The organism is Streptomyces sp. NPDC058274, from assembly GCF_042881375.1.
GTDB lineage: Bacteria > Actinomycetota > Actinomycetes > Streptomycetales > Streptomycetaceae > Streptomyces.
Window position 1 is genome coordinate 26,017 of record NZ_JBHVXW010000016.1, and the last position, 12,014, is coordinate 38,030.

A 12,014-nucleotide genomic window follows, 5' to 3' on the forward strand; every position below is an offset into this window, starting at 1 on the left:
TCGGGGAGGCGAGGGGCTCAGCCGAAGCGGCCCGAGATGTAGTCCTCCGTCGCCTGGACCGACGGGTTGGAGAAGATGCGCTCCGTGTCGTCGATCTCGATGAGCTTGCCGGGGCGGCCGACCGCGGAGAGGTTGAAGAAGGCGGTGCGGTCGGAGACGCGGGCGGCCTGCTGCATGTTGTGCGTCACGATGACGATCGTGAAGCGCTCCTTGAGCTCCCCGATCAGGTCCTCGATCGCGAGGGTGGAGATCGGGTCGAGAGCCGAGCAGGGCTCGTCCATGAGGAGGACCTGGGGCTCGACCGCGATGGCGCGGGCGATGCACAGGCGCTGCTGCTGACCGCCGGACAGGCCCGAGCCGGGCTTGTTCAGCCGGTCCTTGACCTCGTTCCAGAGGTTCGCGCCCTTCAGGGACTTCTCGACGACGTCGTTCAGCTCGGACTTCTTGTACGAGCCGTTCAGGCGCAGGCCCGCCGCCACGTTGTCGAAGATCGACATGGTGGGGAAGGGGTTCGGGCGCTGGAAGACCATGCCGACCGTGCGGCGTACGGCGACGGGGTCGATGCCCTGGCCGTAGAGGTCCTCGTCGTCCAGGAGGACCTTGCCCTCGACGCGACCGCCCGGGGTGACCTCGTGCATCCGGTTCAGGGTGCGCAGGAACGTCGACTTGCCGCAGCCGGAGGGGCCGATGAAGGCCGTCACCGAGCGGGGCTCGACGGTCATGGAGATGTCTTCGATCGCCTTGTGGGCGCTGTAGTAGGCGGTCAGACCGCTTACGTCGATTCGCTTGGCCATGTCACTCACTGCTTCTTTCAAGGGGTTCGGGTCGCTGAGTGGCCGCTTCAGCGGCCCATCTTCGGGGCCTTCCAGCGGGCGATGCCGCGGGCCGCCAGGTTCAGGATCATGACGAAGGCGATGAGGGCGAGTGCCGCCGCCCAGGCCCGGTCGTAGGCGGCGCCGGAGCCGGCGCTGTTCGCGTACTGCTGGTAGATGTACAGCGGCAGCGAGGCCTGTGGATCCTTGAACGGATTGGTGTTGATGAACCCGGTACCCCACACCAGCAGGAGTACCGGAGCGGTCTCACCCGTGATGCGCGCGACCGCGAGCATCACGCCCGTGGTGATGCCGCCGATGGAGGTCGGCAGGACCACCTTGATAATCGTGCGCCACTTCGGGACGCCCAGCGCGAGGGAGGCCTCGCGCAGCTCGTTCGGTACGAGCTTGAGCATCTCCTCCGTGGAGCGGACCACCACGGGCATCATCAGGATCGCCAGAGCCAGCGAACCGGCGAAGCCGGAGTAGCCCATGTCCAGGATCAGGATCCAGAAGCTGAGGACGAACAGGCCGGCGACGATCGACGGGATGCCGGTCATCACGTCGACGAAGAAGGTGACGGCCTTGGCGAGCTTGCCCCGGCCGTACTCGACCAGGTAGATCGCGGTGAGGACACCCACCGGCACGGCGATCAGGGTGGCGATGCCGACCTGCTCCAGCGTGCCGATGATCGCGTGATAGATACCGCCACCGGGCTCGGTGTCGGCGACCACGCCCATCGAGTGGGTCAGGAAGTAGACGTCGAAGACCTTCACGCCGCGCTTGGCGGTCTCCCAGATCAGGGAGGCCAGCGGGACGACGGCGACGAGGAAGCAGACCCAGACGAGGCTGGTCGCGATCCGGTCCCTGGCCTGCCGGCGGCCCTCGACGCGCGCCGCGATGACGAACGTACCGAAGACGAAGAGGAGCGCGGCGATCAGGCCCCACTGGACGCGGCTGTCGAGGCCGCCGGCCAGGCCGATGCCCACGGCGAGGACTACGGAGCCCACGGCGATCGCCCACGGTCCCCACTTGGGCAGGCGCGCGCCCTGCAGGGAGCTGGGGCGCTTTTCGGTGCCGACTGCGTTGCTCATGCGTTGGCCCCCGAGTACTCCTTGCGGCGGTTGATGATGATCCGCGCCGCGCCGTTGACCACCAGCGTGATGACGAACAGGACGAGACCGGAGGCGATCAGCGCGTCCTGGCCCAGCTCGGTGGCCTCGCTGAACTTGCTCGCGATGTTCTGGGCGAAGGTGCCGCCGCCCGGGTCGAGCAGGCTCGCGTTGATGTCGAAGGTCGGGGAGAGGACCGTGGCGACGGCCATCGTCTCGCCGAGCGCGCGGCCGAGACCGAGCATCGAGGCGGAGATCACACCGGAGCGGCCGAAGGGCAGCACCGACATGCGGATGACCTCCCAGCGCGTGGCGCCGAGGGCGAGAGCCGCCTCCTCCTGCATGAGCGGGACCTGACGGAACACCTCGCGGCTCACGTTGGTGATGATCGGGAGGATCATGATCGCGAGCAGGATGCCGACGGTGAGCATCGAGCGCGGGGCGCCGCCCTGCCACTCGAAGATGCCGGTCCAGCCGAAGTAGTGGTCGAGCCAGCCGAAGAGGCCGTTCATGTGCGGCACGAGGACGAGGGCGCCCCAGAGGCCGTACACGATGGACGGGACGGCGGCCAGCAGGTCGATCACGTACGCGATGGGTCCGCCGAGCTTGCGCGGGGCGTAGTGCGTGATGAACAGGGCGATGCCGACCGCGACCGGGACCGCGAGGGCCATGGCGATGATCGCCGAGACGACCGTGCCGAAGGCCAGCACCGCGATGCCGAAGACCGGCGGGTCGACGGTGGTGGTCCACTCGAAGGTGGTGAGGAAGTTGCCGTGGTCCTTGCCGATCGCGATGGTCGCGCGATAGGTGAGGAAGACCGCGATGGCGGCCATGATCACCAGCAGGAAGATGCCGGACCCGCGGGAGAGACCGAGGAAGATCCGGTCTCCGGGGCGGGTGGCGCCCCGGCTCGCCCGCTTCTGCTCGGCGGCGGGCGCCGGCGCGGGGGGAGGTGCTGCAGGATTCTGTGTCGATATGTCCATCAGGAGTCTCCGGTCTGCGGAGCCGTGGTGGGTGGCGGCTCCAGGCGGCGGTGCACCGGACGGTGCGGCCCGCCTCGGCGAGGCGGACCGCACGCTCAGGTCAGCTCAGGCCCGAGATGGTCTCGCGGACCTTCGTGATGATCTCGTCGGGGATCGGCGCGTACTTCGCCGTGGCCAGCTGCTGCTGGCCGTCCTCGCTCGCGATGTAGGTGAGGAAGGACTTGGTGGCGGCCAGGGTGCCGGCCTTGTTGCCCTTCTCGCAGACGATCTCGTACGTGACCAGGGTGAGCGGGTAGGCGCCCTCCTCGGTCGGCTTGTAGTTCAGCTCGAGCGACAGGTCCTTGCCGGTGCCGGCGACCTTGGCCGTCGAGATCGCCTTGGTGGCGTTCTCCACGGTGGCCTTGACCGGCGTGGCGGCCCCGGTCTTCAGGTCGACGGTGTTGATGCCGTCGCCGGCGTAGGAGAGCTCGAAGTACGAGATCGCGCCGGTGGTCTGCTTGACCTGCTGCGCCAGACCGGAGGAGCCCTGCGCGGACTGGCCGCCGGAGGCCTGCCAGGCCTTGCCGCCCGAGTACTTCCAGTCGGACGGGGCGACGGCCTTCAGGTACTTGGTGAAGTTGTCCGTGGTGCCGGAGTCGTCCGAGCGGTGGAACGTCTGGATCTTGGTGCTGGGGAGCTTGGCCTTCGGGTTCAGCTTCTTGATCGCCGCGTCGTCCCAGGTCTTGATCTTGCCGTCGAAGATCTGGGCGATCGTCGCGGCGTCCAGGGTCAGGCTGTCCACGCCCGGCAGGTTGTAGCCGATCGCGATCGGGCCGCCGACCATGGGCAGATCGATCGCCTTGTTGCCGCCACAGGCCTTCTCGGCGGCCGTGACCTCTTCGGGCTTCAGCGGCGAGTCCGAGCCGGCGAAGGCGGTCTGGCCCTGGGTGAACGCCGTGACACCGGCGCCGGAACCCGTCGGGTTGTAGTTGATCTGCACGCCCTTGCAGGAGGCGGAGTACGCCTTGATCCAGGCGTCGATCGCGTTCTTCTGCGCGGAGGACCCGGAGGCCTGCAGCTGCCCCTTGGCGTTGTCGCACTTGATGGCGCTGTTGGCCGCGGCCGAGCTGGAGCCACCGTTGCTGTTGCCGGTGTCGTCCGAGCCGCACGCCGTGAGGGCCAGGGCGCCGGAGACGGCGACCGCGCCGAGCGAGAGGGCGCGAAGCCGGTTCTTGCGCTGAAGCTTCACTTTCGGGAGTTCCTTCCAAGAGCCGCCGTCGGGGGGCGGCGTGCGAAGTCGGTGTCATGCGGGCGCCACGTCCGTGCAGCGGCCCACACCGCGTAAGGCCGAAATTAGGCAGAACAGGTGAAGGCGCCTATGGGTGAAGGTGAACGCGGGGTGAACCCCTGCGGACGGTGCGGTGAGGTCACGGAACGCTTACGTCGAGGACACGGGTCGGTTTCCGGCAACTCGGGTCACACGGGTCACTTTAGGCAACCGGGCGCAGTCGCTCGGGTTTCCACGCGAGAGGGGCGAAGCCGTATACGGCCGGGTGGTCGCCGTACGGGGTGGCTGAGGCGATCTAGGCCAGGTGCAGGGCGGTGAGCAGGGCGGCGACCAGATCCCGGTCCCTGGGCTGGGTGAGGCGGTGCCGGGCCGCCGAGGGGGTGAGCCACAGCACGCGGTCCACCTCGCGGTTCGGCGTGAAGTGACCCTGCGTGGCCTCGGCGGCCCAGTAGCGGACCTCCTTCGGGCGGCCGCCGGTGACATAGCCGAGGGTGGGCAGGACGGCGCCGGGCGCGGCCGCGTACCCCGTCTCCTCGCCGACCTCGCGCAGCGCGCCGGTCAGGGCGTCCTCGCCGGGCTTGAGCTTGCCTTTCGGGTGGGACCAATCATCGTATTTCGGGCGATGGACCAGGCAGATCTCCAGCTCCCCGTGAACGGGGGAGTGGCGCCACAGGACGCAGCCGGCGGCCAGGATCGTGGTCTCGTCGGTCATGGGGTGCCTCCCTCCATGTGTGGCCGGATCTCGCGGTGGGGCGCACGCCTGTTTTTGGGGCGCCCGGCGGTTCACGGGGTGCGCACGGTCTCCTTCGCCCAGGACTGCTGGAAGGCGAACCGGGCGGCCTCCACCTCGTGCCGCTGGTCGGCGTGGAGCACTCCGAGGGCGTACGCCGTCGCCGGGGCGATGCGCGGGGTGCGGGCCGCCGACGCCGCGGCCGACGCCGCCTCCGCCGCGTCCCGGTGGTGGTGCAGGGCGCGGCCCGCGTGCAGCAGGTGGACGTCCACGGGGGCGTCCTCGCCGTACAGGACCTCCCGGGCGTAGCGGTGCAGGCGCAGCAGCAGGCGGACCTGGTGCCAGGGGGAGTCCTGCGGCTGGGGTGCCGTATCCGCGGAGAGGCCGTGCACGAGGGCCTCCGCGTTGTAGGGGTGGCCCGCGGTGATCAGTGGCAGGGCGGCGACCGCGTCGCCGAGGCGCTCCTCGGCCGCGGCGGCCGGCGGGCGCAGGTCGGCGCCGGCCGCGGCGGGGGCCAGGGGGACCTCGCTGGCCAGTACGGCGACACTGTCGGCGACCGCGTGGAAGCGGGAGGAGCCCAGCGCCTGGAGAGCGGCCGAGTGGGCGCGGGTGCGGGCCAGGGTCAGCTGGCGCTCCAGGAGCGCGCCCGCCTTCGCGGCGCCCACGGTCAGCTGGCCCCGCTCAGGGATGCCGGTGGGCCGGTCATGCGGGCCGGCGCCGGGTTCCGTCGTGCCGACGACTGCTGCCGTACGGCCGCTCAGGGGCGGCCGGGCCGGGAAGGCGGACGAGCCCGAGAGCCGGTGCAGGGCCAGCAATAGGCGTTCCAGCCGGGCCGCGTAGGCGTGCTCCCGTGCCAACGTGCCGGACAGCCACGCCAGTTCGGGGCGCATGGCCTCGGACCAGTCGGTGTCGAGCAGTGGCCGGAAGGTGTGCAGGGTGCCGCTGATCCGGCGGGCCGAGCGGCGCAGGGCGCGCGCCGCGTCGCCGGCAGCCACCGCGGAGTTCTCCCCCGGCCTCGCCTTCGTCCGGGCGGCGGGGCTTCCCTCGCCGCCGGTCTCCCGGTGCTGGCGCAGCGCGCGGAGGAACTCCGTGGCCTGGGACCGCAGGTAGCCCGCGAGGGCGTCCCCGGACACCGGACCGGCCAACGGGTCCGTGGGGTCAAGGTGTTGCTGTGCCACGCCGGCGCCTCCGGGCGTCTATGAGCATCTCCTGGACGTTGCGCAGGGGCTGGCCGTCCGGGTCGGTCGCGTGCCGGGTCCACTCGCCGTCGGAGCCCAGGTGCCAGGAGGAGGTGGTGTCGGACATGCCGGTCTCCAGGAGCCGGCTGAGGGCGGCACGGTGGGCCGGGTCGGTGACCCTGACCAGTGCCTCGATCCGGCGGTCGAGGTTGCGGTGCATCATGTCGGCGCTGCCGATCCACACTTCGGGTTCGCCGCCGTTGCCGAAGGCGAAGAGCCGGGAGTGTTCGAGGAAGCGGCCGAGTATCGAGCGGACCCGGATGTTCTCGGAGAGGCCGGTGACACCCGGGCGGACCGCGCAGATGCCGCGGACCCACACGTCGACCGGGACGCCGGCCTGGGACGCGCGGTACAGGGCATCGATGATCGCCTCGTCCACCATGGAGTTGACCTTGATGCGGACGTAGGCGGGGCGGCCCGCCGCGTGGTGCTGGGCTTCCTTGTTGATCCGGGCGATCAGGCCGTCGCGCAGGGACTTGGGGGCGACCAGGAGCCGGCGGTAGGTCTCGCGGCGGGAGTAGCCCGAGAGCCGGTTGAACAGGTCGGACAGATCCGCGCCGACCTGCGGGTCGGCGGTCAGCAGCCCCAGGTCCTCGTACAACCGGGCCGTCTTCGGGTGGTAGTTGCCCGTCCCCACGTGGGAGTAGCGCCGGAGGGTGTCGCCCTCCTGCCGGACCACCAGCGACAGCTTGCAGTGGGTCTTCAGGCCGACGAGCCCGTACACCACGTGGCAGCCCGACTCCTCCAGCTTGCGGGCCCACTTGATGTTGGCCTGCTCGTCGAAGCGGGCCTTGATCTCGACCAGTACGAGGACCTGCTTGCCGGACTCGGCCGCGTCGATCAGCGCGTCGACGATCGGTGAGTCGCCCGAGGTCCGGTACAGGGTCTGCTTGATGGCCAGCACGTCCGGGTCGCCCGCCGCCTGCTCCAGGAAGGCCTGGACGGAGGTGGAGAAGGAGTCGTACGGGTGGTGGAGCAGGACGTCCCGCTCGCGCAGGGCGGCGAAGATGTCGGGCGGCGACGCCGACTCGACCTCGGCGAGATCGCGGTGGGTGCCCGCGATGAACTTGGGGTACTTCAGCTCGGGCCGGTCCAGGGCGCCGATGCCGAACAGGCCCGTGAGGTCCAGGGGACCCGGCAGCGGGTACACCTCGGCCTCGCTGATCTTCAGCTCGCGGACGAGGAGATCGAGGACGTACCGGTCGATGGACTCCTCGACCTCCAGGCGCACCGGCGGTCCGAGGCGGCGGCGCATGAGTTCCTTCTCCAGGGCCTGGAGCAGGTTCTCGGCGTCGTCCTCCTCGACCTCGAGGTCCTCGTTGCGGGTGACGCGGAAGGTGTGGTGCTCCAGGACCTCCATGCCCGGGAAGAGCTCCTCCAGGTGTGCCGCGATCACGTCCTCCATGGGGACGTAGCGGTTGGGGGAGGCCTCCAGGAAGCGGGAGAGGAGCGGCGGGACCTTGACGCGCGCGAAGTGGCGGTGGCCGCTGACCGGATTCCGTACGACGACCGCGAGGTTCAGCGAGAGACCCGAGATGTACGGGAAGGGGTGCGCGGGGTCGACCGCCAGCGGGGTCAGCACCGGGAAGATCTGGTGGCGGAAGAGGGTGAAGAGGCGGGCCTGCTCCTTCTCGGTCAGCTCGCTCCAGCGGACCAGGTGGATGCCCTCCTCCGCGAGCGCGGGGGCGACGTCCTCCTGATAGCAGGCCGCGTGCCGGGCCATCAGCTCACGGGAGCGGGCCCAGATCATCTCCAGCACCTCGCGGGGCTGGAGTCCCGAGGCGGACCGGGTGGCCACGCCGGTGGCGATACGGCGCTTCAGGCCCGCCACCCGGACCATGAAGAACTCGTCCAGATTGCTGGCGAAGATCGCCAGGAAGTTCGCTCGTTCGAGGAGGGGTGTGTTCGGGTCCTCGGCGAGCTCCAGCACCCGTTCGTTGAAGGCGAGCCAGCTGCGCTCCCGGTCCAGGAACCGGCCCTGCGGCAACTGGGGGCCGTCGTGGTCCGCCTCCTCGTACGCGTCGAGGTCGGCGTCGATGTCGGGTTCCAGGTCGGAGACCGCCGCCGCCACGGTGTGCGGGCGGTGGGCGGCTATGGAGCCCACGGAGGGCTGCGGGTGCTGGACCTGTGCCTGAGCGCTGGGCTGGTTCATTCCCCCATTCTTCCGCGCCGGGGGCGAGACAGGCGCGTCGGACAGGGCGGGCGGGAGGGCGGTGACGAAGCGACCGCTTCCCCCGGCCTTCCCGTTCTCCGGGGGCGGCGAGTGCTCGGGCACGGCGGGGTTCATTCGCCGAGGGTCGCAAGCTCGTCTGAATCGATGGTTACGGCGACATGACGTGCGGGATATCGGGGGGCGGCTCGCGGGGGTCCGGGCGGACGGGGAAGGGGTGGCGCCGCGGGCCCGGGTGGACGGGGAGGTGGCGGCTCCGGGTGTCCGGCCGGACGTGAGGGGACGGCCCTCGGGCGTTCAGTCGAACGCATGTACGTGCGATGCATGCCCGAAAGCCGGTACGTCCCGCCCCCCGCGTGGGACGTACCGGCCTGGGCTCGCGCCCCCGTGCGACGGGACGGCCGGGATCAGGCCGTCCGGCGCCTCAGCACGGCGTACGCGGCGAGCACGGTCAACGCGGCGAGCGCGAGGACGACGCCGGACTCCGCCAGCTGGAGCGGCCAGAAATGGGACCGCGGGTGGTAGTCGACCCAGAAGTCGCTGATGTGGCTGTCGGTCATGCAGCGCTTGATCCCGGCCGCATCGCTCTGTTCCACGCAGGCCGTGTTGTTGCCGATACGGATGCCGGCGGTGGTGATCACGCCGTGCTGGAGCGTGAGGGCGTCCTCCGGCGGGTTCAGGGCCCTGGCGCCGGTCACGGTGACGACGGGCCACAGGCTCGGGCGGTACTGGTTGCCCAGGACGTACACGACGAGCAGGGCGGCGAAGGCGGCGCCCAGGGCGGGCAGCGATCGGCGCAGCAGCAGGCCGGCGAGGGCGCCGAAGGCCAGGCCGCACAGGGCGTAGGCCACGGTGACCGGGCCGTCGGCGTGGTAGACGTCCGCTTCGTACCAGGGGGCCCAGGCGTAGTCCTGGCCGCCCTTCCACATCAGCCGGTGCAGCGGTACGAGGACGGCGGTCCCGGCGGTGACCAGCAGCGCCGGGACCGCCAGCTTGGCGGTCAGCCAGCGGACCGGTGAGACGGACTGGGTCCAGGAGAGCGCGGCCGTCCCGCTCTCCAGCTCGCGGCCGGTCAGGGTCGCGCCCGCCCAGACGGTGACGAGGAACGGCAGATAGGCGATGACGAGGGTGCTGAGCGCCACGACCTGGTCGTAGCGGTCCCACCAGTTGGCGCCGGTGTCGCAGTTGTCCGTGGTCAACAGGCAGTACGTGCGCGAGGTCGCGATGTCGAGCCCCGGGCCGTACGCCCACAGCATCAGCGCGGAGATCACGACGACCAGCGCCAGCCAGAACCGCAGCGCGGGGCGGTGCACGCGCAGCACGGCCCAGGACAGGCCCCGGACGGTGCCCTTGACGGCGAGTGCGCTCATACGGCGGCCTCCTTGGCTGCGGTGCCCGCGCGGCCCGGGCCGGTCGTGTGCCGCTTGAGCACCCGGAAGGCGACGAGAACCGTGAGCGCGGTGAGGGCGAGGACGGCCCCGGTCGCGGTGAGCTGGAGGGGCCAGTAGTGGGAGGCGGGCTGGATGTTGCTGTAGAAGCCGGTGATGTGGCGCCGGTCGAAGGTGTCGGCGCAGGCCGTGGAGGTGATCCAGGCGGTGGCGCACGGTGGGACCGGCAGCTGGGCGCCGGAGGCGTCGACGACCCCGCGGCCGGTGGCGAGGCCGCCGTACCAGGGGCCCTCCTTGAGGGGCGTGATGATGGTGACCGTCGGCCAGAACCAGGCGCGGAACCAGTTGAGGACGGACCACAGGGCCCCGGTGACCAGGAACGTGACGGCCAGGGCGGGCAGCGGGCGGCGCAACAGCAGACCGGTGAGGGCGCCGGCGGCCAGGCCGAACAGGGCGAGGGCGACCGTGGTCGGGCCGTTGGCCTGGAAGACCAGGATGTCCTGCCAGGCAAGGCTGTTGGCGCCCCGGCCGGCGTCCCACATCAGGTGGTGCAGCACGACGAGCGGGGCGGTGCCCGCGGTGATCACAGCGGCCGCCACCGCGAGTTTCGCGGCCAGCCAGCGGGCCGGGGAGAGCGACTGGGTCCAGGCGAGCTGTGCGGTGCCGGTCTCCAGCTCGCGGGCGGTGAGCGTGGCGCCCGCCCAGAGGGCGACGAGCAGGGGCACGAACGTGACGGCGTAGTGCGCGTACAAGGAGTAGTCCTTGAAGGCGACATACGACGTGCTGTCGTACGCACAGGAGTAGTCGCACGCCTTGAGGCGCTGGTAGGCCGTGACCGCGGGTGCGGCGAGCGAGCCGTACGCCCACAGCATCAGCGCCGCGGCGACGGCCACCGCGACCGCCCAGACGTACAGGGCGGAGCGGTGCAGCCGCAGCATCGCGCGCAGGATGCCGAGGCGCGCGGGCGTGCCGCGGACGGGTGCCCGGGTGCCGGGAGAGGTGAGCGCGGTCATGCGGCGGGCTCCTGGGCCTCGGTGCGGGAGGTGTCGTCGAGGATCAGGTCGGGGGCCTGTGGGTTGCGCAGATGCGCGAGCACCAGCTCTTCGAGGGAGGGGGCGGTGGTCTCGCCGCCGTCGGTGAGCGGGCCCCGCGGTCGCACGAGCGCGGTCAACTGCCGTCCTGTGGTGCGGGATTCGACGACGGTGTGCGGGGCGAGGTCGCGGTTCGGGCCGGTGGTGAGGGTGTGCGCGGCCAGCAGGCCGTCCAGGTCGCCCGCGAGGCGCACTCGTCCGCCGCCTATCAGGATCAGGTGGTCGCAGGAGTTCTCCAGTTCGGCGACCACGTGCGAGGACATCACCACGGTGGTGCCCCGCTCGGCGGCCTCCGCCAGCAGGATCCCCATCAGTTCGTGCCGGGCGAGCGGGTCGAGGTCGGCCATCGGCTCGTCCAGGAGCAGGAGTTCGGGGCGTTTGGCGAGCGCGAGGGCGAGCGCGACACGGGTGCGCTGGCCGCCCGAGAGGGAGCGGATCCGGGCCTTCGGGGGGAGCTGGCCTGCGGCCGTGATCCGCTCGGCGGTGGCGGTGTCCCAGCGGGCCGGGTTGAGTTCGTGGCCCAGCCGGAGGGTCTCGGCGACGGTGAGGTGCGGGTAGAGCGGCTTGTTCTGGGCGACGTACGCCACGCGCTCGCGGGCCGCGCCCGGGTTTGTGCCGAGCACGGTGAGCGTGCCCTCGGTGGGCGCCAGTACGCCGGCCGCGAGGGCGAGCAGCGTGGACTTGCCCGCGCCGTTCGGCCCGACGACGGCGCATACGCGGCCGGCGGGGAGCCGGAATCCGCACTCCCGCAGGGCCCAGCCGCCCCGGCGTCCGAACCGCTTGCCGAGCGCGGCCGCCTCCATGGCGGTGTCCGTCATTCCGTGTCTCCCTTGAACTGTTCGTCGAGTACGGCGGTGAAGAGTGCGGCCACGTCGTCCCGGTCGAGCCCGGCCGCCCGGGCCCGGGACGCCCACGCGGTCAGCTCCACCCGCAGCGGTGAGTCGGCCGGGGTGGCGCCCAGCGACTTCCGTACGAAGGTGCCGAGGCCGCGTCTGGCTTCGACCAGGCCCTCCCGCTCCAGCTCGCGGTAGGCCTTCAGGACCGTGTTCGGGTTGATGGCGGTGGCCTCCACGACCTCGCGGGCCGTGGGGAGCTTGTCGCCCGGTTCGAGCAGACCCAGGCGCAGGGCCTGCTTCGTCTGCTGGACGATCTGGACGTAGGTGGCGACGCCACTGCGCCGGTCGATGCGGTACTCGACCACTCGGACAACCACCCTTTCACTA

The 12,014-nt window shown here is 71.0% G+C and carries 11 protein-coding genes; all 11 read right to left on the minus strand.

What is annotated here, in order from left to right:
- Positions 1-17: 17 nt before the first annotated feature.
- The 11 genes from pstB to ACFVYF_RS26915 all read right to left on the minus strand — a co-directional run bounded on the left by pstB (position 18) and on the right by ACFVYF_RS26915 (position 11,992).
- A complete protein-coding gene (gene pstB / locus ACFVYF_RS26865) occupies positions 18-794 on the minus strand; it encodes a phosphate ABC transporter ATP-binding protein PstB (RefSeq protein ID WP_383276622.1) in 777 nt (258 codons plus the stop codon).
- 47 nt (positions 795-841) lie between these two features.
- A complete protein-coding gene (pstA, locus tag ACFVYF_RS26870) occupies positions 842-1,906 on the minus strand; it encodes a phosphate ABC transporter permease PstA (RefSeq protein WP_389459391.1) in 1,065 nt (354 codons plus the stop codon).
- The gene (gene pstC / locus ACFVYF_RS26875; protein ID WP_389459392.1) at positions 1,903-2,907 is read right to left on the minus strand and encodes a phosphate ABC transporter permease subunit PstC; all 1,005 of its coding nucleotides are present in this window, start codon (positions 2,905-2,907) and stop codon (positions 1,903-1,905) included. Before pstC ends, pstA begins: the two co-directional genes overlap by 4 nt.
- A 100-nt stretch (positions 2,908-3,007) precedes the next feature.
- Positions 3,008-4,135, minus strand: coding sequence for a phosphate ABC transporter substrate-binding protein PstS (gene pstS, locus ACFVYF_RS26880; RefSeq protein ID WP_389459394.1), 1,128 nt, complete (start codon positions 4,133-4,135; stop codon positions 3,008-3,010).
- Positions 4,136-4,469: 334 nt separating this feature from the next.
- Entirely contained in the window at positions 4,470-4,886 is a 417-nt protein-coding gene (locus ACFVYF_RS26885; protein ID WP_389459395.1) for an NUDIX hydrolase, read from the minus strand.
- A gap of 71 nt (positions 4,887-4,957) precedes the next feature.
- Entirely contained in the window at positions 4,958-6,082 is a 1,125-nt protein-coding gene (locus ACFVYF_RS26890; RefSeq protein ID WP_389459397.1) for a CHAD domain-containing protein, read from the minus strand.
- Positions 6,063-8,429: an RNA degradosome polyphosphate kinase gene (locus ACFVYF_RS26895; RefSeq protein WP_389459399.1), complete on the minus strand. Its 2,367-nt coding sequence runs from the start codon at positions 8,427-8,429 to the stop codon at positions 6,063-6,065. The genes ACFVYF_RS26890 and ACFVYF_RS26895 overlap by 20 nt, the downstream gene beginning before the upstream one ends.
- Before the next feature lie 290 nt (positions 8,430-8,719).
- Positions 8,720-9,682: a hypothetical protein gene (locus ACFVYF_RS26900; protein ID WP_389459400.1), complete on the minus strand. Its 963-nt coding sequence runs from the start codon at positions 9,680-9,682 to the stop codon at positions 8,720-8,722.
- A complete protein-coding gene (locus tag ACFVYF_RS26905; protein ID WP_389459402.1) occupies positions 9,679-10,713 on the minus strand; it encodes an ABC transporter permease in 1,035 nt (344 codons plus the stop codon). The genes ACFVYF_RS26900 and ACFVYF_RS26905 overlap by 4 nt, the downstream gene beginning before the upstream one ends.
- Positions 10,710-11,609 (minus strand): ABC transporter ATP-binding protein, encoded by a 900-nt coding sequence (locus ACFVYF_RS26910; RefSeq protein WP_389459403.1) that lies wholly within the window; start codon positions 11,607-11,609, stop codon positions 10,710-10,712. The genes ACFVYF_RS26905 and ACFVYF_RS26910 overlap by 4 nt, the downstream gene beginning before the upstream one ends.
- Positions 11,606-11,992, minus strand: a complete 387-nt coding sequence (locus ACFVYF_RS26915) for a GntR family transcriptional regulator (protein WP_389459628.1) — start codon at positions 11,990-11,992, stop codon at positions 11,606-11,608. Before ACFVYF_RS26915 ends, ACFVYF_RS26910 begins: the two co-directional genes overlap by 4 nt.
- Positions 11,993-12,014 lie beyond the last annotated feature (22 nt).